The organism is Aequorivita sp. IT1183 (assembly GCF_058068265.1).
Genome location: NZ_JBYRHS010000007.1, coordinates 214,565 through 237,702, shown reverse-complemented (window position 1 = coordinate 237,702; position 23,138 = coordinate 214,565). Strand labels below are relative to the sequence as shown.

24 protein-coding genes and 1 pseudogene are annotated in these 23,138 nt (G+C 33.9%); 20 read left to right on the top strand and 5 right to left on the bottom strand.

Features of this window, described 5'->3' with window-relative positions; all coding sequences use genetic code 11:
- Together AC3RVF_RS15595 and AC3RVF_RS15590 are read right to left on the bottom strand one after the other, a co-directional pair.
- Positions 1–1,258: pseudogene (locus AC3RVF_RS15595) on the bottom strand (hypothetical protein); the annotation flags it as partial.
- 493 nt (positions 1,259–1,751) lie between these two features.
- Positions 1,752–2,309 carry a response regulator gene (locus tag AC3RVF_RS15590; protein WP_489693764.1) on the bottom strand — a complete coding sequence of 186 codons (558 nt, stop codon included), beginning with the start codon at positions 2,307–2,309 and terminating at the stop codon, positions 1,752–1,754.
- Positions 2,310–2,489: 180 nt separating this feature from the next.
- Between AC3RVF_RS15590 and AC3RVF_RS15585 the strand changes: the two genes are divergently transcribed.
- The 3 genes from AC3RVF_RS15585 to AC3RVF_RS15575 all read left to right on the top strand — a co-directional run bounded on the left by AC3RVF_RS15585 (position 2,490) and on the right by AC3RVF_RS15575 (position 4,953).
- Positions 2,490–3,932 (top strand): sensor histidine kinase, encoded by a 1,443-nt coding sequence (locus AC3RVF_RS15585; RefSeq protein ID WP_489693763.1) that lies wholly within the window; start codon positions 2,490–2,492, stop codon positions 3,930–3,932.
- Positions 3,933–3,937: 5 nt separating this feature from the next.
- Positions 3,938–4,345 carry a response regulator gene (locus tag AC3RVF_RS15580; RefSeq protein WP_489689912.1) on the top strand — a complete coding sequence of 136 codons (408 nt, stop codon included), beginning with the start codon at positions 3,938–3,940 and terminating at the stop codon, positions 4,343–4,345.
- A 68-nt stretch (positions 4,346–4,413) separates the two neighbouring features.
- On the top strand, positions 4,414–4,953 hold the full coding sequence (locus AC3RVF_RS15575) for a hypothetical protein (RefSeq protein ID WP_489689913.1): 540 nt from the start codon (positions 4,414–4,416) through the stop codon (positions 4,951–4,953).
- Positions 4,954–5,005: 52 nt separating this feature from the next.
- Here AC3RVF_RS15575 and AC3RVF_RS15570 read toward each other — a convergent pair whose 3' ends face one another.
- The 3 genes from AC3RVF_RS15570 to AC3RVF_RS15560 all read right to left on the bottom strand — a co-directional run bounded on the left by AC3RVF_RS15570 (position 5,006) and on the right by AC3RVF_RS15560 (position 6,210).
- The gene (locus AC3RVF_RS15570) at positions 5,006–5,467 is read right to left on the bottom strand and encodes a DUF305 domain-containing protein (RefSeq protein WP_489689914.1); all 462 of its coding nucleotides are present in this window, start codon (positions 5,465–5,467) and stop codon (positions 5,006–5,008) included.
- A gap of 123 nt (positions 5,468–5,590) precedes the next feature.
- Positions 5,591–5,992: a VOC family protein gene (locus tag AC3RVF_RS15565; RefSeq protein WP_489693762.1), complete on the bottom strand. Its 402-nt coding sequence runs from the start codon at positions 5,990–5,992 to the stop codon at positions 5,591–5,593.
- 56 nt (positions 5,993–6,048) lie between these two features.
- Positions 6,049–6,210, bottom strand: coding sequence for a DUF1328 family protein (locus AC3RVF_RS15560; protein WP_489689916.1), 162 nt, complete (start codon positions 6,208–6,210; stop codon positions 6,049–6,051).
- A 408-nt stretch (positions 6,211–6,618) separates the two neighbouring features.
- On the opposite strand from AC3RVF_RS15560, the gene AC3RVF_RS15555 reads away from it, so the two are divergent.
- From AC3RVF_RS15555 to AC3RVF_RS15475, 17 genes are all read left to right on the top strand, one after another.
- Positions 6,619–7,209, top strand: coding sequence for an aspartyl/asparaginyl beta-hydroxylase domain-containing protein (locus tag AC3RVF_RS15555; RefSeq protein WP_489689917.1), 591 nt, complete (start codon positions 6,619–6,621; stop codon positions 7,207–7,209).
- A 73-nt stretch (positions 7,210–7,282) separates the two neighbouring features.
- A complete protein-coding gene (locus tag AC3RVF_RS15550) occupies positions 7,283–8,485 on the top strand; it encodes an exonuclease SbcCD subunit D (protein ID WP_489693761.1) in 1,203 nt (400 codons plus the stop codon).
- Positions 8,486–8,488: 3 nt separating this feature from the next.
- Positions 8,489–11,524 (top strand): AAA family ATPase, encoded by a 3,036-nt coding sequence (locus AC3RVF_RS15545; protein ID WP_489693760.1) that lies wholly within the window; start codon positions 8,489–8,491, stop codon positions 11,522–11,524.
- 83 nt (positions 11,525–11,607) lie between these two features.
- Positions 11,608–12,231, top strand: coding sequence for a DUF4291 domain-containing protein (locus AC3RVF_RS15540; protein ID WP_489693759.1), 624 nt, complete (start codon positions 11,608–11,610; stop codon positions 12,229–12,231).
- Positions 12,232–12,463: 232 nt separating this feature from the next.
- A complete protein-coding gene (locus AC3RVF_RS15535; RefSeq protein WP_489693758.1) occupies positions 12,464–12,967 on the top strand; it encodes a hypothetical protein in 504 nt (167 codons plus the stop codon).
- 34 nt (positions 12,968–13,001) lie between these two features.
- On the top strand, positions 13,002–13,463 hold the full coding sequence (locus AC3RVF_RS15530) for a toxin-antitoxin system YwqK family antitoxin (RefSeq protein ID WP_489693757.1): 462 nt from the start codon (positions 13,002–13,004) through the stop codon (positions 13,461–13,463).
- A gap of 129 nt (positions 13,464–13,592) precedes the next feature.
- Positions 13,593–14,708 carry a hypothetical protein gene (locus tag AC3RVF_RS15525; RefSeq protein ID WP_489693756.1) on the top strand — a complete coding sequence of 372 codons (1,116 nt, stop codon included), beginning with the start codon at positions 13,593–13,595 and terminating at the stop codon, positions 14,706–14,708.
- 51 nt (positions 14,709–14,759) lie between these two features.
- Positions 14,760–15,383, top strand: a complete 624-nt coding sequence (locus AC3RVF_RS15520) for a hypothetical protein (RefSeq protein ID WP_489689924.1) — start codon at positions 14,760–14,762, stop codon at positions 15,381–15,383.
- Complete coding sequence (locus tag AC3RVF_RS15515; protein ID WP_489693755.1) at positions 15,384–16,031, top strand: hypothetical protein; 648 nt, start codon at positions 15,384–15,386, stop codon at positions 16,029–16,031. It begins immediately after the preceding gene.
- A 176-nt stretch (positions 16,032–16,207) separates the two neighbouring features.
- Positions 16,208–17,203, top strand: coding sequence for a UDP-3-O-(3-hydroxymyristoyl)glucosamine N-acyltransferase (lpxD, locus tag AC3RVF_RS15510; protein ID WP_489693754.1), 996 nt, complete (start codon positions 16,208–16,210; stop codon positions 17,201–17,203).
- Between the two features lie 223 nt (positions 17,204–17,426).
- Entirely contained in the window at positions 17,427–17,798 is a 372-nt protein-coding gene (locus AC3RVF_RS15505) for a putative quinol monooxygenase (protein WP_489693753.1), read from the top strand.
- 14 nt (positions 17,799–17,812) lie between these two features.
- A complete protein-coding gene (locus AC3RVF_RS15500; RefSeq protein ID WP_489689928.1) occupies positions 17,813–18,247 on the top strand; it encodes a GNAT family N-acetyltransferase in 435 nt (144 codons plus the stop codon).
- A 184-nt stretch (positions 18,248–18,431) separates the two neighbouring features.
- Positions 18,432–19,145 carry a hypothetical protein gene (locus AC3RVF_RS15495; protein WP_489693752.1) on the top strand — a complete coding sequence of 238 codons (714 nt, stop codon included), beginning with the start codon at positions 18,432–18,434 and terminating at the stop codon, positions 19,143–19,145.
- 46 nt (positions 19,146–19,191) lie between these two features.
- Complete coding sequence (locus AC3RVF_RS15490) at positions 19,192–19,956, top strand: SOS response-associated peptidase (RefSeq protein WP_489693751.1); 765 nt, start codon at positions 19,192–19,194, stop codon at positions 19,954–19,956.
- A gap of 139 nt (positions 19,957–20,095) precedes the next feature.
- A complete protein-coding gene (arsB, locus tag AC3RVF_RS15485) occupies positions 20,096–21,142 on the top strand; it encodes an ACR3 family arsenite efflux transporter (RefSeq protein ID WP_489689931.1) in 1,047 nt (348 codons plus the stop codon).
- A gap of 175 nt (positions 21,143–21,317) precedes the next feature.
- Entirely contained in the window at positions 21,318–21,608 is a 291-nt protein-coding gene (locus AC3RVF_RS15480) for a hypothetical protein (protein WP_489689932.1), read from the top strand.
- Between the two features lie 124 nt (positions 21,609–21,732).
- Positions 21,733–22,947 carry an RNA methylase gene (locus AC3RVF_RS15475; RefSeq protein ID WP_489693750.1) on the top strand — a complete coding sequence of 405 codons (1,215 nt, stop codon included), beginning with the start codon at positions 21,733–21,735 and terminating at the stop codon, positions 22,945–22,947.
- Positions 22,948–23,138: the final 191 nt, after the last annotated feature.

Sequence of the window (23,138 nt, the reverse complement as noted above, 5' to 3'; positions counted from 1 at the left end):
TTAAAACGCCATCTTCATCAGTATATTCCAGCGTGTGTCCGTCAGGATTTAGCGCCAAAATGGTCAATGTTTCAAGATTTGAAATATCTATGATTGTTGTTCCACCATCCTCATCGGTGTAGGTAAAAGTCCCGTTGTTGTTATCAACAATCGTGGTAAGAGTTTCAAAATTGTCAATAATCATTGCGATATCAAGACTAGTTAAAACGCCATCTTCATCAGTATATTCCAGCGTGTGTCCGTCAGGATTCAACGCCAAAACGGTTAACGTTTCAAGATTTGAAATATCTATGATTGTTGTTCCACCATCCTCATCGGTGTAAGTAAAAGTACCGTTGTTATTATCAACGATTGTGGTAAGAGTTTCGAAGTTATCGATAATCGTTGCGATATCAAGACTAGTTAAAACGCCATCTTCATCAGTATATTCCAGCGTGTGTCCGTCAGGATTCAACGCCAAAATGGTCAACGTTTCAAGATTTGAAATATCTATGATTGTTGTTCCACCATCCTCATCGGTGTAAGTAAAAGTACCGTTGTTATTATCAACGATTGTGGTAAGAGTTTCAAAGTTAGCGATTATTTCCCCAAGGTCGAGACTTGTTAAAACTCCATCCTCATCAGTATACTCCAAAGTATAGCCGTCGGCATTGAGTGCCAAATAAGTTAGGGTCTCAAGATTTGAAATATCTACAGTCGTAGTTCCACCATCCTCATCAGTATAAGTGAAAGTTCCGTTGTTGTTATCAACAATAGTAGTTAGAGTTTCAAAGTTATCGATGATCGTTTTAATATCGATACTAGTTATAACACCGTCCTCATCAGTATACTCAAGGGTATGCCCGTCGGCATTGAGTTTCAGAAAGGTAAGGGTTTCTAGTTGCGAGATGTCTATGATTATTACATCTCCATTTTGGTCTATATAGGTGAAATAATTATTCACCACATCCCAAAATACTATGTAGTCTGGCAGATCTGTTAAGAGTCTATTCCATTTATTCTGGTACCAATAGTAATAACCAGGTGATAAAGTGGCGTTCGTTTTGGTATTGTAAACCAATAGGCTTTCAATATTACCGGCTGTAATTGTGGTTTGGTCTGTAATACCCGTTAAAGGTACTTGAGGTATCATGATACCTCTATTAGAAGACTTAATTTCTAACTGCGTGGATGGATTGGGCATATCTGTGCCAATACCAACTTGAGCGAAAAGAAAATTACCACTGATAAAAACCAGTAGGTGTAGTAATTTTTTCATAATGATAAGATTTGGAGGGGTAAGAACGTTGATAAAATTGAAGCAAATCTAAAATTAAAATTTCACTTAAACCAAACATTTAGTTAAAATTTAATAAATGAGCTTAATTATTTTTTGTTTAGCGTGAATTTAATTGTATGAACACGATCAATAAATAGCATAAAATTCGATGTATCTTGTAATAAATTTTAATATAAATGTTTGCAACGATTAACTATAAAACTATGATTTACAGGCGATTACTTGAATATTGAACCAGGACTAGTTAATGGGTGAATTATTTTTCAATATAAAGATATTGAATAAAAACTGCCTTAGTGATCAAATAAACCGTGATACTAAATTAATTATAACTAAAACGCTGATTTGTAGGAATTAGCTTCGTTTTTATCGTTGAAAGGTAAACTAGGTTGCATAAAATAATAAATTTTGAAAATATTATTCTAACATTTTATTAGCACATTTTAGCTCTGTGATAAATAGCTTTTATATCCTATTTTCGGAAGAAATCGAGAAAAACATTCAACACAGATTTTGGTTTCTCTTCCTCCTTTTTTTCCTCATTACTGCCAAAATTATATTGCCTTAAAAAATCACTTTGCGATTTACTAGAGGCATATTTACGACGTTCAGCACTAAGATCTTCTAATTTATCCTGATTGGTTGCTACAATATTGAGAAAAAGCGGAAGCAATCTTTCGTTTAGCGTATTAATAGGTTCTTTTAAGAAAAAGCCTTTTGCTCCTTTATTTAGTAACTCATCTTTATCAGATTCGTACTTTAGATTGCCCGTTATTACAACTACAGGAATTTTATCGTTGTAATTTTTAATAATTTTAATCACGTCGAAAGCATTCATTCCCACAAGATTAAAATCTGTAATCACAATATCTGGAATATAGGTTTTTAACGCATTTATCAAACTTATTTCGCTATCCACAAAACGAATTTCGGGATTATTGCTAATTTTTTTAAGTTGGCGCTGTAAAAAAAAGGTGTCCGAAATAAGGTCTTCAACCAACAAAAAGTTTAAGTTATCGGGCAAATTCATAATTTTCAAGTTTATTAGCTGATTAGTCAAGTAAAATTAAAAATTTCGTTTGGATAGTATTAACAAGATAAGTATTTATTTTAACACAATCAATTTAAGTTTTTATTTTCTAAAACCGAACAATTATCTTTGAAGTAGTTTTTAATGAAATTATTTAAATATCACTTTTTTTAAATTTATATGAAAAGAATTCAGAAGGTTGGTCTAACCAATTTCATTTTACTTATTTCGTCTTTAATACTCGTCATGTTACTTATTGGGTTCTCGTTTATAAAGAATTCGGAGTCTGCCGCTGAAATAGCCCATAGCTGGGAAGTAAAAAACGATATTAGACGAATGTCTTCAACGATATCTAAGTTGGAAAGTTTTGGCTTAGCATATGAATATACACGAAAGGTAAAATTCAAGATGGCATTTGTTGATGCGCAAGATGAATATGACTCTCTATTCGTTAGATTGAAAAGCTTGGTTAGTGATAATGCGTTACAAGCAGATAGATTATTAATTATCGACGAAGAGGTAGACAAAAACTTCAGCAGCTTTATTAATACTGTGTCCGATGAAACTGACTCTTTAAATCTGGGAGCGCAACCCAAATTGCAGGATGTACACATCATGCTTAGGTTGCAATCAAACCTGGATGAACTTATACAAACTGAAAATCAATTTTTAGAAGAACGAAATAACCGGTATGCCATATGGAAATTTATAATTCTCGGCGCTTTAGGTATTGCTACTATCATCGTTTTTTTAAGCCTATACAGCTTAATTCAAAGAATTAAGCCGCTAATAGAAGAGTTATTAAGCACCCAGGATAAGCTGGAAAGCACTAATTCCAATTTAAAAAGTACACTCACAGAGTTAAAAGATTCACATAAAGACAAGGTAAAAGAAATTAAAGCTAAGGAAAAAGCAATTGAAGAAGCAAGTAAATTGAATGAGTCGTTAATTGCGAAAAATCAGCAATTAGATCATTTTGCGTATGTAGCTTCTCATGATTTACAAGAACCTTTGCGCACGGTATCTAACTATATAGAAATTTTTCAGGAAGACTTCCCCGAACGAATTGAAGGGGAGGCAGTTTTATATTTCGATTTTATAAATAAGGCCGTAGAGCGCATGCGTAAACTGATTAGCGGTCTGCTTTCTTTTTCAAGACTTGGTACTAGTGGAGAAATGGAAGAAATTAATCTGAATAAAACGCTAAAAAAAATCAAACAAGATTATAGTGTTATAATTGAAAATAGAGGAATTGAAATTGAAAGTGATGATTTGCCGAAAATAATCGGGTATAAAATTGAAATAAAACAGTTATTTCAGAATCTTATCTCGAATGCTATAAAATTTACGCCAACAGATGTTACGCCTCATATTCAAATAAGTTATGAGGAAACTAATAATTATTACAATTTTCATATAACCGATAATGGCGTTGGCATACCAGAAAAAGATTTTACTAAAGTATTCGATATGTTTAGTCGTTTGCACAGCATCAAAGATTATGAAGGGCAGGGCATTGGACTTGCATTTTGCAAAAAAATTGTAGAACTCCATTTGGGAAATATATGGGTTAGTTCTATTTTTGGAGAAGGAACAACAATACATTTTACATTAAAAAAATAGCTATTATGAAAATAAAAAACGTGCTGCTTATTGACGATTCCGAGAGCGATAATTTCTATCATGCCAGAAAAATTAGAAAGATGGGAATCTCAGATAATATCCATATTTCTTATAGTGGTGAAGAGGCTTTGGAATACCTAAAAAGTGAGCTAGATGGTATACATCCACAACCTACTTTAATTTTTCTCGATATAAACATGCCAGGTATGAATGGCTGGGAATTTTTAGAAGCTTACGAGAAACTAGAGATTGCACAACAGGGCGAAATAGTACTAACGATGCTTAGTAATTCAATAGATGAACGCGACCGGAACAGGGCGCAGGAATTTAAAAGCGTAAAAGGTTATTACAGCAAGCCACTAAACGAAGAATATTTAAGTAGTATTTTAGAAGCTCACTTTAAAACTCTTTAGCAATAAAGACAAATTGTTAGTTTGTTAGAATAAAAATTAAGCTACTAAATAACTAAAACTGGTATTGAATGATAAAATTTCTGAAAAAAAACAAACTTGCTATTATAGGAGGTACTATTTCTACAATGTTTGTGGGAGTGGGGATTTTTTTATTGGGAAACGTATCTGGTTACGAGGCCAAGCATTTAATAGAAGGTTCTGTGCGGGGAATAAATATGCTATGCAATACGGTCGTATTGGCCACTGCAACCATACTGGCATTGCTTCTCACTTTATTGGGAATTAGTTCAGGCAGCCAATCAAAATTAAAAGAAGCTCATTATAAGCAAGTGCTAACCATCGCTAAAATTGATACTATATTATTTATAGCTGCTTTAATGCTTTTTCAATTATTTAATATACCTATTACAGAGGCCGAGAACGTTCCTCTTTCTTGGTTTAAATCCATATACTGGGCTACGCTTATCAGTTCTTCTGTAATAAGTGGAATGTTAGTTACCGTTATTCTATTATTGTATACCACGGTAACCAATATTATTCTAATTGTGGGTTTGGGTAAGGATCATCCGCTTATTAATACCGAAGAAGAAATAAATGATGATAAGTAATAAACCGTTATTCCAGTTTAATACCAAGAATTTAATTTACTGACAGCAATTATTATTCAGAATCTTGATTCTCCAATCTTTTTAGCATTGCTTTCATCTCAAGAATTTCTTTTTCCTGTGCTTCTATAATGCTTTTAGCAAGCTTTTTTACTTCTGGGTCTTTTATATCGGCTCTTTTACTAGTTAAGATTGCTATTGAATGGTGTGGAATCATAGCTTTCATCCAGAGCGTATCGCCAATAGGTTTTTGCGCACGAACTAAGAATAGGGAAGAGGTAAACAACAAAATACTTACAACTATAATCGCTGTATTTTTCTTCGCATTTTTATACATACCTCTCATAATGCCAAACATTATCAGCGCCATAACCGAAATACCTAAGCAAGCCATATAGAACCGTGTTAAGCTGAAATAAATATGAGACGCTTCATAAGTATTTAAATACATTGTACAGTACATTCCTATAAAAGAAAGAACTAGCATTATTATAAAAGAAGTGTAAGGATTTTTCATATTCAGATATTTTAAGTTATTAAAACAATCGAAGATTTTTATTATTTAAAGGTAATTGTGCAAAATTTAGCGGTAAAGTAAAACCCCGAACACTTTTAAAAGTTCGGGGTTTATTTTTAATGATTATTCTTTATAATTAATCATCCAATTTATGCCAAATTTATCTGTACATCTGCCGTATTGCGCGCCCCAAGAAGTTTTCTGAAATGAGGTGTATACTTGTCCGCTTTTCGATAATTGCTCAAAAGCAGCTTTTGCACTTTCGGCAGTATCCATATCCACTCCAAGATGCATATTTGTGCCGTCTGTGAGCGGAGTATCAGGCGCGGCATCATAGCCTAAAACAGTAAAATTTTTACCACGCAATTCGGCGTGTTGCCATTTTTTTCTGTAATTTTCAGGAATGTCTATTTCCTTATTTTCGTAGGTTTCGGTATTCTTTATTTCGCCACCGAAAATTTCTTTATAAAAGTTAAAGGCTTCTTGACATTGACCTCTATAAGCTAAATAGGCTTCAATTCTCATAGTATATATTTTAGTTAATTTAAGTTTGATTTATCTAATGTTTAAGAATAGTGATTTTATCTTTTAAACAATCGAGATAGTAATCCGAGAACTAATAATACTAAGAAAATATAAAATATAATTTGTGCTATATCTGTGGCACCTTCAGCAATACCGCCAAATCCAAAGATTGCTGCGATAATTGCAATTACAAGAAAAATAATAATCCATCGTATCATAATATTGAGTTCTTAGTGTTAGTATTCCACTAAATTAAAACAGAAGTAGATAGTTTGAAATTTTTTAAATTTAGTTTAACAGGAATTGTTAAGGAATTAAAAAGACGAATAATCAACTATTTTTCACACTAATTGTAAACAACTTAGTTGATAAATTGGTGAATTCTCGAGAGTTGTTTAAACTATAAATAGCGGTATAAGTTTTAATAATTTAATGAATAATAGAGAAAAGTATCCTACGCGCAAATTCAATATTATTTCAGACGGAATGAATTAATATTCAAGTCTTCAATGTCATAAGTTGTTTGTTCTATTTTTTGAATATATTTGAGTTTGAAGCGATACATTTTTGTGAAGTTTCAAAACTGAAATAAAAAAAATCAATTCAATGAAATAGGCTTACTCCATATGAAAACAGCGAAACAAAATAAAGACAGAATAAAATTACCTCTTACTTTCGATGTAGAAAAAATGCTTGTAGAAGTCAACACTTTAAAACAAGGTCAATATGAATATTACAAAGTTATTCCGTTACGCTCCCCAGCACATTTAGTAGACACCTCGTTGCCATTTCCTGCACCCGTTGGCGATTATGCCGATGGTTCTTGGACCCAATGGATGAATACTTCTGCGTTAGAAAAAGCTCCATACATAAAAAGTATAGTTAATACTTTCAGCCAATACACCAAAGTAAACCTTGTACGGTTATTGTTTTTAGCTCCAGATTCTGTGGTAAAGGAACATACAGATCCTACTTTAGGTTTAGAGGAAGAAAAGTCAATGATAAGGCTTACAATTCCTATCGATAATAACAAAGGAGTAGCTTTTTACTTGAACAATTCAATAGTGCCAATGAAAGTTGGCGAATGCTGGTATTTGCGTTTAACAGATCCACATCGGGTTGTAAATAATGGCACCACAGACCGCATTAATTTGACTATTGATATTATTCCAAATGATAAAATCATGGAATTAATTAACAACGGTTCTTCTAATTAGAACGCAATTGCTATTTATAGTTTTTTAGCGTTTTGTTTTCCTGTAATTTTACAATCAACACTAAATACGCTGCATGAAAATACTTCATACTTCCGACTGGCACATCGGCAAACAATTACATAAATACGATCTTAGTGAAGATCTTGAGCTATTTTTTGAATGGCTAATTAATTATATTAAAACTGAAAATATAGATGTGCTGTTGGTTTCTGGAGATATTTTTGACCAAGCAAATCCTTCACAAGCGGCTTATAAGCAGTATTACGATTTATTGAAAAAACTAATAAATTTAGATTGTAAAATAATCCTCACGGGCGGAAACCACGATTCACCAGCAGTGTTAAATGCACCGGCAGAACTGCTAAAAGCATTCGATATTAGTGTAATTGGTGGCGCCACAGAATCGTTGGCAGAAATGTTTGTTACCGTCGAAAAAGACAACGAAAAATTGGTCGTTGCTGCCATTCCATTTTTAAAAGATCGCGATATTCGAAAGTCTGCTGCGGGCGAAACCTATGCCACAAAAATTGAACAAATAAAATCTGGATTACGAACTTATTTTACAAATGTAAACGCACATTACAACGAGCACCACGCCGAACAGATTTTCATTTTGATGGGGCATTTATATGTGCAGGGCAGCGAACTTTCCGAAAGCGAACGCGATATACAAATTGGGAACCAAGCAGGGGTAGAGGCTAGTATGTTTGAAGATATTCCGCATTACGTAGCGCTCGGGCATATTCATAAACCACAAGTTATTTCAGAGGTGCAAAATATTCATTATTGCGGTTCGCCAATTCCTTTAAGTTTTTCAGAGAAAGAAGATTGTAAACAAATTAATGTGATTAAAATTGCCGATAATAAAATTTCCAAAGTAGAAATTATTCCAATTCCTAAGCACAGAAACCTGCTCACTTTTGAAGGAAGTCTTCAAGAAGTAGAGGCCAAATTAAATTCCTATTCAGAAAAAACTACGCTAACTTCCTTAGCCGAAATAATTGTAAATGAAGAAAGTGAAAGCTTAGAAAGGCGACAAGCTTTTGAATCGCTTACTAATTCGCAACCTAATACGAACGTTGAAATTGTAAAATCGAGACTCAATTTTAAAAGCAAGATTCGTGGTGCTAGCGATGCTTTTGCGGTGGGCACGGACGTTGAAGACGTTACCCCAATGCAAATGTTTGAAAAGAAACTAGAGCTACAAAGTGGTTTGGAAAATACAGAAGAACTAAAGAATGCCTTTCGCGAAATTTTAGAAGAATTGAAATTATAGTCCATGAAAATTCTAAAAATTAGATTTGAAAATATTCACTCCCTAAAAGGGGAGCACCAAATTGATTTCGGCAACGGAATCTTGGCAGAAGCTGGACTTTTCGCTATCACTGGCCCAACCGGTTCGGGGAAGTCTACGCTTTTAGATGTGATTACTTTGGCGTTGTATAATAGAATTGCGAGAGTGGATAAAGCCGTGAGCAATTCAATTTTAGAAGACGATGGTGGCATTATGACTCGCAATATGAAAAGTTGTTTTGCAGAAGTTGACTATCGTGTAAACGGCAAAGATTATCGCAGCCATTGGTCTATTGAGCGTAACCGAAATAATAATTTAAACGCGCGTAAGCAGGAATTGGTGGAAGTTACGACCAATCAGATTTTAGAAACCGGAACCAAAACGCCCGAAAAAAATGAAGCGATAATTGGACTAAGCTACGAGCAATTTGTAAAAGCCATGGTTTTGTCGCAGGGTGAATTCAGCAAATTGTTACAGGCGCCGCGGAATGAACGGAATAAATTGTTAGAAGATATAACTGGCGCTCGTTCGTATCGCGAAATAGGAAAAGCCGTTTTCTTTCGCTTTAAAGGAATTGAAAAGGCCATTGAGTTAAAAGAAGCTGGAATTGAAGGAATAGAATTATTATCTGCTGAAATTATTGCTGAAAAGAAAATCGAACTCAAATCTTTAACCGAAGCGAAGCCAAAAACAGAAAAGTTATTTCAGATTGCTTCCGAAAAAGTTAGCAATAGAAAAGAACTTCAAAAGAAACAAGCCGAAGAGATAGACTTAAAAGCACAACAACTTCAATTAAAAAAGGATTTTGATGTTTTTCAACCTTTTAAAAAGGAATTGACGCAACACGATACTCTTTCAAAATATAGCGTTGTATTAACAGATTACGATGCTGCTAACAGAGAAGTGAGCCAACTTAAACAGGAAAGTGAAAGACTAAATAAATCGAAATCTGATGCAGAATTGCAATTAGCATCTTATATAAACGCAGTAACTGCAATACTTCAAGAAAAAGTAGATGTAAAAACAGCCAATCAGAAATTAGACAATTTCCGAAATAAAATCATCCAACTTCAAGCCGATGAGCTTAAGAAGCAAAGTGAAGCTTCTTTGTATCAAAATCAACTAAATACGTGCGTTCGGAATATAAATCAGTTAGGGTATCAACTTTCCACTTCAGATAATCCCGAACTATTTAAGCCGCAAGCAGAATCTTTCGGTAAAACGGTTCAGGATATAATAGATAATTCGGGAGCAAGTTCGCTAGCGAACTTAAATTCAGAATTAGAAAGCTACCGGCAATTAAATGAAAAAGCTTCGGAATTGCTGACTAGTAAGGAACAAATTGTAAAAGTTCAAACAAATCTTAAATCTCAGCAGGATAAATTAAAAACGGCGAAAGAGCATTTAGAAGCAGATTCAAATTCTATTTCTTCTTTAGAAAAAGAAGTTGCCCAATTAACCACCGAAGTAGAAAATCTAGAAAAAAACTTAGAACAACAACATAAGCATCAAAGTTTAGACGCGTATCGTTTACAATTAGAGCCCGACGAACCTTGTCCGCTTTGTGGTGCGATTCATCATCCCTACGCTTCCGAAGAGCCGTATTTTGACACAAAGGAGGAACTGCTAAAAGAAAAAAAGAATTCACTTCAAACAAAGTCTAAATACCAAATCACTTTAGGTGAAAAAAATAAATATCAACTAAAAGAAATTAGCGATTTAGACACTACTATAAAAACTTTAAAAGGGGAGGAGTTGCGGCATTTCGAAGTACTCACAAAGCTTGCCAACCAACTTAAATGGAATTCTAAAGACGATTTAGAAACGCTAAAATCACGGCGATCTGAATTAAACCTTCGTATTCAAAAAATGGAAAAGGCGAAACAAGCATTCCAAGCCGCTTCTATTTTAAACGATTTGGAAGAAAGTTTAAAGCATTGGGAACAAGCGTTATCAGCTTATACTCGATTAAAGCAACAACGAACTGAACTTTACGACGGACCGGATATTAATGATAAAGTGAGTGTTTTATCGTCTTCGATTACACGTTCACTAGCAAATATTTCATCTATTACGGAGCAGCTTTCAGACAATGCTGAAAAGCTAAAAGTGAATTCGGCAAACCAAGTAAAAAAAGAAAAAGAGCTAAACAATATTCTTTTAAATGAAAAATTAGAAAATATTCAAGCGTTGCGATCAGCAATACTTCCGGAAGAGCGCGCCGCTAAAATCAGAAATCGTGAAAACGAGCTGAAAGAGCTAAATACAAGAATTTCAGAAAAGGAAAGCACGCTACAAAAAGCTTTAAAGGAATTGATAGAAAAAGACGATTCAAAACTTTCACTCGAAGACTTTATACGCTTATTGAACGAAGCAAAATTACAATGGGATACGCTTTCAATGGAAATTGGTAAAATTACCCAAAGCTTAGACGATGATGAAAAAGGAAAACAACGCCAACAAAAAGAACGAGCCCAAATAGACCTCTTAAAAAAAGATAGATCGTTATGGAAAACCATGACCGATTTAATTGGTGATGCAACTGGCAATAAATTCTCAAACTTTGTGCAGGATCTTACTTTGGAACAGCTTATAGGCTACGCGAACAAACGCCTTTCAGAATTCAGCGATCGTTATTTACTCGATATTCCCACCGCAGATGAAGCCGAGAAAAGTGATACGTTAAAAGTTTTCGATAATTATATGGGGAACGCCCGCCGATCTGTAAAAACTTTATCTGGCGGAGAAACATTTTTGGTGAGTTTGGCAATGGCATTCGCATTATCTGACATTGCCGCTCGAAATGTAAAAATCGAATCACTATTTATCGATGAAGGTTTTGGAACCTTAGATCCAGAAACTTTAGATCAGGCAATTACTATATTAGAAAAAATGCAGAACGAAGGCGATAAATCTGTTGGGGTAATATCGCACGTTAGTGCTTTAAAAGAACGCATTACCACACAAATTAAGTTGGAGAAGGGTAGTTTGGGATATTCCACTTTATCTCTGGTACAGTAATTTTAGTAATTTTTCGATTCAATTCTAATTCAGAAGGAAACTGAGCTAATTTATACTCTAGATGAATATTTAATATTTCAAAAATGCAACTTCAAACAATTAAATACAATCAATACGAACATTTATTACCGCAAAGCGGAAAGCACATAATAGGTCAGACTATTGGCGAAAATATAATCGTTTATCAAGCCTTCAATCCTAATATTTCAAAGTGGGCTGTCGAGCATCAAAAATTTGGTGGAAGTCATTATAAATTTAGCCGAATGTCTTGGATAAAACCCAATTTTCTATGGATGATGTATCGGGCTGGTTGGGCAATGAAGGAGCACGAACAAAATATTTTAGCTATAGAAATTTCAAAAAGCAATTTTGAAAAATTACTGGCTGCAGGTGTACACTCAAGTTATATTGCGGAAATCTACAAAACGCAAGAAAATTGGAAATTTGAAATGGACAATTCTGAAGTAAGATTGCAGTGGGACCCAGACCACAATCCAAATGGTGAAAAGCTTGAACGAAGAGCGATTCAGATTGGAATTAAAGGTGAGTTGCTTCAGCAATTTGCGACGGAATGGATAATTTCCATAGAAGATATCACGGATTTTGTTCGTGAACAAAAACGAAAAATTGATGCAGGTGCCTGGATTGATTTAGAAGTAATAGCCGAACAAAAAATTGTAATCAACGATCCAAAAATTATTCTTTAAAAGCTTAATCTGTTAAAAACATAAGATTTTTTTAATATATTTGGTTTTGAGGCTATTCATTTATTCTCATCTTTTAATTGGAAATACACCAACTACTAAATGATAAAAGCCCATATTCAGCACTGTTTTTCACACCTAAAATCTGAACCTTATTTTTTCAAATATACCTCATAGAGGGTATTTGAGGTGCAATAAAGTCAAGGTAATTTTAAAAAACTCAATAAACGTCAATATGAAAAATATAGTATCCGTTATTTTTTTGCTACTTATAGCAACTCCAGTATTCTCTCAAATTAATAAATCTAATTCTGATAATGAGGATGAAGAAGAATTTGTAGAGGTAACAAAAATTACAATTCCACAAATAAATGAATCTAATTTACACGGTATATGGACGGTGAAACGATTGGAATCTAAAATCGCAACAATTCAAAATGTAGATTATATAGTGGATAAGGAAGAATACGAACCTTTAAAGAAATCACTAAGCACAGCAAAATTTGAAATAAACGCAGATCACTCTTTTACGCTATTTATAGATAATCCTCAATTCGAAGGTTATTTTACCGATGTGCGTTGGTCTTTAGAAAATTCAAGAATAATTATAGTAGATAAGCCTGGCGGGCCTTTAGAATCTGAAGGCACTCTGTTTGAAATTCTCGTAACGCAAACAGGAGGCAACACCATTTTCAAGATGTTCGACAAGTTGTTCTATTTATATGTTGAAAAAAACTAAAATATTTTATCTCAAACAAAAAAATAACTAGGTTATGAAAATTTTATTTCCTTTTCTTTTATTGCTCTTAATAGCAACTCCTGTATTGTCTCAAAATGATGATTCTCAATCAACAGATTCCGATCAGGAATATGAAATTAGAAAAGAATATCATGATAATGGTGCCCTTAGATGCTATGGGCCGGTTAATGCTAAAGGGAATAAAACAGGATTATGGAAAGAATACTATGACGACGGAAAATTTCAAGCGGAAGGAAGCTACGCTGATGGAGAATTTGACGGGAAATGGGAAGGCTATTACCGAAATAATATCTTAGAATATACACGATATTGGGACGCTGGCAAACGAGCAGAATTCTGGGAGGAATATTATGATACGGGAGAATTATACAGAACGATAAGTTTTTATACTACTCATAAAACTGGATCGTATAGGATTTATGAAAAAGATGGTTCTCAGAAAAGCTCTGGTTTTATTCTTTATGATGTAGAGTAAAATTAATTCGTGAGTTTCAATGTTAAGACATAAGTGAAGTTAATAATGATCATAATTTAAGAAAACTGTATTTGTGTCTTTATCGATATAATATTATAAAAGAATGAAAAAATGACAGTTTTCTAGATTATGAAATTTGCAATACTATTATCACTATTATTTCTTTCCTTAAATACCAATGCCCAACGGCTAATACTAAACGATGGCCATATAGCGCACTATGTACAAGAGGCTATTTTGCCTGTTTCAGAAAACGCGTATGTTGTATTAAAAGATAGTACTGCATATTTGTATAATACGCAAAGTGTTATTCCTTCAAAAAGAGAAAAGTTGGATAATGTTTATATTTTAAATACAGTTGAGCAAAGGTTATATACTATCAATTTAATTCCGCAATATGTAGATCAAATTGATGAAGATACAGCTGCCTTGACCACTCTTGTAACCTATGTGTACGAAGTAAACTATGCTAACATCGAAACCGCAGAAGTAGTTGCCTTAAATAAAAATAACGGCCATATAATTCCGAAAACTGCAGTACACAATCTTGCATTTAATCAAACAATAAATATTGAAGATAATTATGCCAAAAGTATTCATCAAGATTATCACCTTTCGCTACCATCGCATTATGTGAGAATTGATAAAAATAACATTCTAGCTGTGCACGCTAATGGCAATCTCGTGTTAAATGAAGTTCGAAATCATAAAGTTTTTAAAGAAAAAACGTGGACCGATTTTAACGGTGAAATAAGCATTATCAATAGTATAAAAATTGGCGATTTTGCAAGAATCAATTTTCAGCGATTTCAAAAGGAAAGCGATACGTCGGAGTCATTTTGGAGTATTATAAATTTAAAAACACAAACATTTGTAGCTGTAGATTTAAAAAATTTTAATGCCAATTTAGATATTTTAGAAGCGCAGGATGCAGCGCTACTCAATAGTATTCCGTTTTTTTATAAAGCCGAGAATAAAAGCAATATTCAAATGTTCGTGTTACCCAATAAAAATTTTGTTTGGTTGGATGATGAATCTTACTATTATGGCACAGAAAACTTGGCTAATTATGCTACTATGCAACAAGAAGGTAAAAGCTTTAGCCTCAGCACACATTCATATGTCTACAATTATCCATCACGAATTTTAAGTGCCATTACCCCACAAGAAAAAGAAAAAATAAAAGACTTGGCAGAAGCCTACGTTAAAAACAAACACAAAGTAATGTCGGAGCGTTGCGACTGATTTTCAAAAGGATAAGTAGCATTCCGAAAATTCACAGGGCTTTATAAATTTATGCTTTATATAAAATTCAACATACAAGATTCCACCAAGTATAAAGATTTCCAACAGCTATACAATCATATGGTTAAAGTAAGGAAACCTGATTTTAAGTTTGATGAAACAGGTCCCGATTTTGATTGGGATACCATGCCAGCGGATGAAGTTGATGCTGCGATAGAAGAATTAAATACCTTTTTAGATCAACAAGTCGAGCCTGAAAAACATAGATGCAAAGAATTATTGCCAAGTTATGCCATTTCATTTATAGAAAACTATTTACAAAGCGATTCCGAAAACTTAGAATCATTTGGAAGTCAAGACATATACTCCGTTTTTAATTATTTAGAATATGGATTTGAGGTAGAAATGGAAGCGCTTCAAAAAACAACAGCGCTTTCTGGCCAAGTTGCGTTTTCTACTGGCAACTATCCTTTTGGCGGCATGGCGCGCTTTATTATAACATTAGCAGCCTATGATTTAAAACCCGTTTCGTGTTTTGACGGCTTTAATCAATGTGAGTTTAATTGGATATCTCAATTTGAGTATAACGCAATTGTTTTATCAAAAAAGCAAAATGGTTTTCAAAAGATTAAAAAATTGATCTGTAAAAGTTTCTTTAATAAATCTCATTTTTAGATGAATACAAAAAAACTAAGAGGGCATAGCCGTATTTTTAAAAATATAGAAATCTGGAAAAACGAGAGTCTTAATCTAGATTTAGAACAATTGCAGCAATACCAAAGAAATTACGAAAAAGTTTGGGTACAACCCTTTGGTGAAATTTCCATTACTGGTGTCGCAATACCAAAGCCAAAAAGAAAGGCTCGAAAATTAATTATAGAAAGTTTAATTGAAATTTTTAATAGTTGGGAAACACAACTAAAAACGCTAGATAAACCTTATTATTTAGCTATTTGGTTGAATGAACCTTATATTGAAAACTCGCAGGTTGTTTGTGCTATAGATGGGTATTTAAACTTTTATGACATTACCTATTATCGTCCAGAAAAACAAAAAAAGATGCCAACTCAAAATTATGGAAAACTAAAAAACGACTTAGATGCATTCGATTGGATTTATGCTTTAGACGAACACCGTTTTACAAATGAGGACATAGAAGAAACAGCAGAAGTGTATGCTACAAAAAAAGATTATTACGCTATGCAAAGGTGGTATAAAAAACAACTAAATAGAGAGCCAATAATTCGCAGAGACAACAATATTACTTACTATCGCACTAAAAAAGGCACCGTTTGGATCGGCACAAAGAACCAAGAGTCTTAATTTATTAAAACAAGAGAACAAAGAAACTATAACCGTACTTTTAAAATCAATTACTACTAGCGAACCACAAAAGTTTTTCCTCCAACGGCAGGCACGTTAAAACCTATTCCTGTTCTCCTCCCTTCAGTTTTTTTCTTTAGATTTAGAAATTATTTAATAAACAACAAAATTAAAACATGAAATCCTACTCTATAAGCGAAATCAACGACTTTCTAAAAGGTGAATTAATAGGTGATACTAACCAAAAAATTGAAGGTCCTGAGGAAATAAAAAAAGCAAGTAGCAATCAAATTACTTTTATTGGAAGCACTAAATACGCTAAGTTTTGGACAGAATCAAAAGCTTGTGCAGCACTTGTTAGCGAGAATTTAAGTATTGAACCCGGTGACAATCGTGCTTTAATTAAAGTGAAAAATGTTGATTTGGCGATGGCAAAAATACTGGAGCTTTTCAATCCGCCAGCACCTGTTTTCGATACAGAAATTCATCCCACAGCGGTAATACATGAATCGGCAACCATTGGCGCTGGTTGTAAGATTGGTGCAAACTGCTATGTTGGTAAAGATGTATCATTAGGAAGCGAAGTAATTTTATACCCAAATGTGTGCGTGTTTGATGAAACCATTATCGGCGATAAAACCGTTGTTTGGTCTGGCACTGTAATACGCGAGCGTTGTATTATTGGTAGCAATTGTATTTTTCACACCAACGTTAGTATAGGTGCAGATGGATTTGGATACAGACCTAGTGACGATGGCAGAGGTTTAGTGAAAATACCGCAAATCGGGAATGTAATAATTGGACATTATGTAGAGATTGGTGCCAATTCGTGCGTAGATAGAGCAAAATTTAGTTCCACAGTTATTGGCGATGGTTGTAAAATAGACAACCTTGTACAAATAGCCCACAACAGTGTTATGGGACGTTTTTGCATCATGGCGGGGCATAGTGGTCTTGCAGGTTCTGTTACGCTTGGAGACGGTGTTATTATTGGCGGTAGCGCTTCTATAAAAGATCACACAACCATACATTCTGGCGCAACCGTTGGTGCAGGCTCTGGAGTTTTGAACGATGTAGAAGCAGGAAAAACTGTTTTGGGTTACCCAGCGCAAGATGCTCGAGAAATGTTAAAACAATGGGTTGCTATCAGACGGTTTATGAAAAATCAATAATCTTACTTAATTATAACTTACCAGCCCCCAAAGGTTTTTAAAACCTTTGGGGGCTTTTTTTGAAGAATATTTAAAATACCCGATAGTTTTCCCCGTAGATAAACACACAAAAACCTGCCATATAATTAGCAGATATGTGTAGTTCACTCAGAAAAATTTTCGGCATTATTTTTCCGAGATAATTTCATACTTTTAATAGAAGAAATTATTAATCACTCAAATTATGAAAACGCGACACTTTCTTTTTATGGCACTTTTATCGGTAATGCTTAGTTGTAATACCGATTCAAAAGAAAATTTGGTAGTATTTATAAAATACAAAACGCAACCCAATAAAAATGTTGATGCTGTGGTGGCGTTAGAATCGCTGATTAAAGAGGTGGAGAAGGAAGATCACTTCGAAAAAATTAAAATGTATATCGATCCTAATGATAATTCAAACATCTTGCTCTACGAAGAGTGGGACGATGAAAGCTACTATAAAAATGAGCACAATAAAACTGAGCATTTGCAGAAATTTATAAATGAGTCAACTGCTTTTCTCGCAGGCCCACCAGAAATTAGTTTTTGGCGATTGAGTGCAACTTATAATTAAAACCTTTCTGAAAAATGATTGTTAGAGAAGCAAAATCTTCTGACATTAAACAGATACAAATTGTACGAAATGCTGTCACCGAAAATGCGTTATCCAATCCTGATTTAGTAACAGACCAAGATTGTTTAGAATATATTTCAGAGAGGGGTAAGGGTTGGGTTTGTGAAGTGGAAAAACAGATTGTTGGTTTCTCGATTGTTGACTTAAAAGAAAATAATATTTGGGCATTATTTGTACATCCTCAATTTGAAAAACAAGGCATTGGAAGGCATTTACATGATATTATGCTGAATTGGTATTTTGAACAAACTACTAAACATATATGGTTGGGAACCGCTCCAGATACTAGGGCTGAAAGCTTTTACAGGAAAGCGGGATGGATAGATATTGGCACCCACGGAAAAGGCGAAATTAAATTTGAGATGACATATAGCAAGTGGAAGTTGTGAATTTTTGGTAAACATTTTCTTGGTTTTAAAGCAATACATTTTTCTTCATACCTTGATTATTTTCGGGTTATGCAGAATTCTACATTAAGTTTTAATGAACCTTGCTTATTGCAATTCAATACTGAAATCAATTTCTTAACGTTTAAAGCTAAATTCAATCAGTTTAACTTTAATACTTTCAATTATGAAATATTATTCGAGCTTAGCAATGATAGTTAGTCTATTGTTTTTATTCGTTGCCTGTGAAAAGGATGAAGCAAATGATAGCGTAGAAACGATTTCAACAAAAGTGGTTGGTAATGTTGCAGATATTACCAGAAACATCAAGCATAAAGATTTTAAAGTAGTTGTGCAACGTGTTACATACGGAGGTGGTGGATGGAGCGGCTACGGAATAACAGATGTAGTACGTATAGATTCCACATATACCGACAGTCAGGGTAATTATGAAATTGATTTCGATTACATTCTTGACGCTAAATACCAGTATCATATAGCTACAGATTTCGTGAGTGTAGGGGATGGGCCATTCGTGGATTATATAGATGAAGATGCTACAATATTTTCTGGAATTACAAATATCATTAACCTAGACTTCTGGTATGCAAGTATTCTTAAATTGGAGCTCACCGTAGCAAATAATGTGTATCCTCCATTAGGAGTTTCGAACGATCTGATTTCAGGAAAGTATTATTCATTTATGGATGCAGAGATATATGAAGTACAGACTGATACAGTAATTTATATTCCAACAAAACCCAATACCGAAATAGTGCTTTTGTTTGGGTATGCAACGGGTTATTCAAATAGTGAATACCATCCCAAATATGAATATATCACAACCGGAATTCAAGATACACTTTCTTATAACTTTCAAATAGATTGCACTACATTTTAGTAATTTGCCATTTGTTACAGATGATCAAACCCAAAAAAAGAAAATTTTGTGCTACGACATTAAAGCAAGTTTAGAATCTCAATTAAAAAGAGCTAGCCGAAGAGGAGACGCCCAAGCAATTGAAGAAATTATAGAAAAACTTGCGCCACTTACAGATTTACCAATTTATCATTCATCCGGTTTTAGCCACCCCGAATTACTTATATATACAGACCGATCACCTGAATTCCCTGAAGTTGCAACTTGGGGCTTGGTGCCACATTGGGTTAAGAACGAGGAAGAATTAAAAAAACAATGGAACAATACCCTAAACGCAAGGGTAGAAACCATTTTTGAATTACCTTCCTTTCGAAGTTCCGCAAAAAGTAACCGCTGCATTATTTACGTAGATGGATTTTACGAATACCACCATTATAAGGGCAAAACCTATCCTTTTTATATCTACCGAAAAGATAAAAAACCAATGGCGCTAGCGGGTTTGTACAGCGAATGGAAAAACCCAGAAACCGGTGGAATTTTGAATACCTTTTCAATAGTAACAGCAAACGGGAATGCATTGATGGCGAAAATTCACAACAACCCAAAATTAAAAGCGCCAAGAATGCCGGTGATTCTGCCTACTGAATTAGAAGATAACTGGTTAAACACTGTTAACGGCGAACTAGACATTAAAGGAATTAAGGAATTGATTATGGAATACCCAGCAGATGAGTTGGCAGCACATACGGTGGCTAAATTGCGTGGTAAAGAATATTCAGGCAATGTGGAAACCATTTCAGATAAGGTAGTTTACGACGAATTGGTTTTTTAAAAATGGTGCAGCTGCTGTTAAAAGTAGACTGCATTCTCAGCGTTTTTATGTGTTATGTTTCTTTTCTACAATTAATTTATCCACCTTATTTTTGATGGCTTCAATCTTTATTGTAATATTGCGATAGACAAGAAATACTATGGCAATAAAAAAATTAGGTATTCTAAATAGAAATCTAACACTTTGGATTTTTGTAGCAATGGCAATAGGTGTCGCATTAGGTTATTTTATACCCTCTTTTCCAAGTATTATAGACTCTTTTAGCAGCGGCACAACCAATATCCCAATTGCAATAGGTTTAATATTAATGATGTATCCGCCATTGGCAAAAGTTAATTATTCGCTACTTCCCAAAGTTTTCAGAAACACAAAAATATTATCCATATCGCTAATTTTAAACTGGATAGTTGGACCTGTTTTAATGTTTTTGTTGGCGATTACATTTTTGCGAGATTATCCAGAATATATGGTAGGCCTCATTTTAATTGGCCTTGCGCGTTGTATTGCAATGGTTCTGGTTTGGAACGATCTGGCTGAAGGCAGTAGCGAATATGGCGCAGGTTTGGTTGCCTTAAATAGTATTTTTCAAGTTTTCGCATATAGTTTTTATGCATATTTATTTATAACCGTTCTGCCGCCCTATTTCGGCTTTGAAGGTGCCATCGTTGATATTTCAATTGTAACTATTGCAGAGAGTGTCGCTATTTATTTGGGAGTTCCATTCGTAATGGGAATTTTAAGTAGACAAATTTTAATAAAGTTAAAAGGCGAAGAATGGTACACAACCAAATTTATTCCCGCAATTTCGCCACTTACGCTAATTGCCCTTTTATTTACTATAATCGTAATGTTTTCTTTAAAAGGCGAATTAATTGTGCAAATACCAATGGACGTGCTAATTATTGCAATTCCGCTACTTATCTATTTTGGCTTAATGTTTATTATTGGTTTTTTCACCACCAAAGCAATGGGGGTAGCGTACGACAAAACAGCTGCCGTGGCATTCACTGCCGCAGGAAATAATTTTGAATTAGCAATTGCAGTTGCTATTGCGGTTTTCGGATTAAATTCAGGTCAGGCTTTTGCTGGAGTTATTGGTCCGTTAGTTGAAGTTCCTGCATTAATTTTATTGGTTAAGGTTTCATTTTGGTTGCGAAAAAAATATTATAAAAATGAAATCGATTAGATAAGTCCAACTTCTATAATTTTATAAGCATTAAATTGTTTATTTTAACCTTATCATTGCAATTGCAAATATCTATGTGCTAGCAGGTTGCGTTTCTTAGAATTATGATGAAATAGTAATGGAAGTAGCGGATTAGTTGCGCAGTAGTCATCAAAGGAAATCTAAAATTTTAAGCATGAAATTACAAAGCAAGAGACTGATTTTAGTTTTATCAATCACTTTATCGATACTACTCATTCCATTTATAGGGATGCAATTTACCAGTGAAATTAATTGGTCATTAGGAGATTTTATTATCGCTGCTATATTGTTATTTGGCGCAGGAATATTAATAGAATTCACTTTACGAAAAACCGCAAAAACCACACTCCGAATGGTTTTAATTGCAACTATTATTTTAGTTTTAATACTTCTTTGGGCTGAACTTGCAGTGGGTATTTTTGGTTCTCCGTTTGCCGGAAACTAATATATAGAAATCTTGCCTCCCAAACTGCAGTCATCAACCATTGCAGCTTCTATTTCTACTTAAACGTATACAGCAGTTCTTTAGAAATCACTAAATTGAGCGACAAAGTCTCAAATTATAATTTATGGTTTCTTCTACTTGGAATACATTTTTAAAAGATTCAAATAATCTCGTTAAACCAGCACGTGCAAAACAATTAATCACAGGGCAGGATATTTCAGAATTACGACTACTGCTTATCGATGTTTTAAATGGTTTTTTGGCTAAGCAGGAATTACATGTGGGTTTAAAAGTTTACGTTAATAATCAGCTTCGGAATGATATTATTTCACAAATGGCTGCAAATCCGCCAAAGGAAGCACAGTCGCTGGAAAACTGGTGTAAACAGATTTTTGGCGACCAAAAGTTTGGACTTGTTTTAATTGGTTTAGAGCAATACAGCAACTCGTTTGCCGAAAAAGCTGCTACTATTGTTTGTCCGTTATTGGAGAAGGCGGGTTTACCTCTCAACGGTTTATCGTTTCTTTTTTTTATGGGAAACTATGGTTTCACTCCTTTCGGAATTCATAAAGAAGCCACTGGCGAAGATGGAATTTTATTTCATTTAGGTCCGAAAAAAAAACAGTTTTATACTTGGGACGACCCCAAATACAATAGTATAACACATAACTCCCAAGTTTTTCACAATGTAGACGAAATGCTTTCAGAAGGCGAGCAATACGAATTAGAGCCTGGAGATGCCATGTTTATTCCGCATTATGTTTATCACGTTGCTAACACCCCAAAGTTTTCTGCGAGTGTAGTATTGGATTATATAAATCCGCCGAACGATAGATTTGAAAATGATCTTTTAAGAGAAGCTGCCGAAGAGCAATTGACCCTACAAGCGGGTTATGAAAAGCCTATAAAACTAGATGCATCCGATACTGATTTAAATGGTCGGATAAATTTAGAATCCCTGAAGGAAAAACTGGAAACCACTTTATCCAGAAAATTGAAGAGACTAAAAAGTAATGGTGGGATAGGAAGAGCATCAAAGAAAAGTAAGCTTTCAATTCCACCAACAGAAAACTTTTCAATTAAAGGTAAAATAATATTCCCTATATATTTAGAGCAACTTGATGCCGATCGAACTCTAATATTTTCTAGAGGCCATCGTATAATTAAAACAAATAATCCGACGCTATCGATTATAATAGAACGGCTAAATAGAGGAGAATCTATATCGTTTTTAACTACAAAAGAACTTTTGGAACCTAGTTGGGATTTAATAGAAATTTTTGGTTTTATTCAAGATTTATTAATTACAGAATCAATAATATTAGAAATTAACGATTAAAAAATAGTAGGAGGAAGGAAGAATAACTAAAAATGTTCAGTAGCGATGAAAACTATTTTTGACGTGCTTTTTGTATCAGAAAAACTTCTTTTCAAATTCTTATATTGGAAATAATCTGCTAGATAATTCCTTTTATATGTAGCAGCTACTACTATGCAACTTATCTTAAACTCAGTGACTAAAGTTAAATA

Bases quoted from the DNA above. Each gene is read 5' to 3' on its own strand.
- AC3RVF_RS15590 (WP_489693764.1), bottom strand. From the start codon at position 2,309: ATGAATTTGCCCGATAACTTAAACTTTTTGTTGGTTGAAGACCTTATT.
- AC3RVF_RS15585 (WP_489693763.1), top strand. From the start codon at position 2,490: ATGAAAAGAATTCAGAAGGTTGGTCTAACCAATTTCATTTTACTTATT.
- AC3RVF_RS15580 (WP_489689912.1), top strand. From the start codon at position 3,938: ATGAAAATAAAAAACGTGCTGCTTATTGACGATTCCGAGAGCGATAAT.
- AC3RVF_RS15575 (WP_489689913.1), top strand. From the start codon at position 4,414: ATGATAAAATTTCTGAAAAAAAACAAACTTGCTATTATAGGAGGTACT.
- AC3RVF_RS15570 (WP_489689914.1), bottom strand. From the start codon at position 5,467: ATGAAAAATCCTTACACTTCTTTTATAATAATGCTAGTTCTTTCTTTT.
- AC3RVF_RS15565 (WP_489693762.1), bottom strand. From the start codon at position 5,992: ATGAGAATTGAAGCCTATTTAGCTTATAGAGGTCAATGTCAAGAAGCC.
- AC3RVF_RS15560 (WP_489689916.1), bottom strand. From the start codon at position 6,210: ATGATACGATGGATTATTATTTTTCTTGTAATTGCAATTATCGCAGCA.
- AC3RVF_RS15555 (WP_489689917.1), top strand. From the start codon at position 6,619: ATGAAAACAGCGAAACAAAATAAAGACAGAATAAAATTACCTCTTACT.
- AC3RVF_RS15550 (WP_489693761.1), top strand. From the start codon at position 7,283: ATGAAAATACTTCATACTTCCGACTGGCACATCGGCAAACAATTACAT.
- AC3RVF_RS15545 (WP_489693760.1), top strand. From the start codon at position 8,489: ATGAAAATTCTAAAAATTAGATTTGAAAATATTCACTCCCTAAAAGGG.
- AC3RVF_RS15540 (WP_489693759.1), top strand. From the start codon at position 11,608: ATGCAACTTCAAACAATTAAATACAATCAATACGAACATTTATTACCG.
- AC3RVF_RS15535 (WP_489693758.1), top strand. From the start codon at position 12,464: ATGAAAAATATAGTATCCGTTATTTTTTTGCTACTTATAGCAACTCCA.
- AC3RVF_RS15530 (WP_489693757.1), top strand. From the start codon at position 13,002: ATGAAAATTTTATTTCCTTTTCTTTTATTGCTCTTAATAGCAACTCCT.
- AC3RVF_RS15525 (WP_489693756.1), top strand. From the start codon at position 13,593: ATGAAATTTGCAATACTATTATCACTATTATTTCTTTCCTTAAATACC.
- AC3RVF_RS15520 (WP_489689924.1), top strand. From the start codon at position 14,760: ATGCTTTATATAAAATTCAACATACAAGATTCCACCAAGTATAAAGAT.
- AC3RVF_RS15515 (WP_489693755.1), top strand. From the start codon at position 15,384: ATGAATACAAAAAAACTAAGAGGGCATAGCCGTATTTTTAAAAATATA.
- lpxD (WP_489693754.1), top strand. From the start codon at position 16,208: ATGAAATCCTACTCTATAAGCGAAATCAACGACTTTCTAAAAGGTGAA.
- AC3RVF_RS15505 (WP_489693753.1), top strand. From the start codon at position 17,427: ATGAAAACGCGACACTTTCTTTTTATGGCACTTTTATCGGTAATGCTT.
- AC3RVF_RS15500 (WP_489689928.1), top strand. From the start codon at position 17,813: ATGATTGTTAGAGAAGCAAAATCTTCTGACATTAAACAGATACAAATT.
- AC3RVF_RS15495 (WP_489693752.1), top strand. From the start codon at position 18,432: ATGAAATATTATTCGAGCTTAGCAATGATAGTTAGTCTATTGTTTTTA.
- arsB (WP_489689931.1), top strand. From the start codon at position 20,096: ATGGCAATAAAAAAATTAGGTATTCTAAATAGAAATCTAACACTTTGG.
- AC3RVF_RS15480 (WP_489689932.1), top strand. From the start codon at position 21,318: ATGAAATTACAAAGCAAGAGACTGATTTTAGTTTTATCAATCACTTTA.
- AC3RVF_RS15475 (WP_489693750.1), top strand. From the start codon at position 21,733: ATGGTTTCTTCTACTTGGAATACATTTTTAAAAGATTCAAATAATCTC.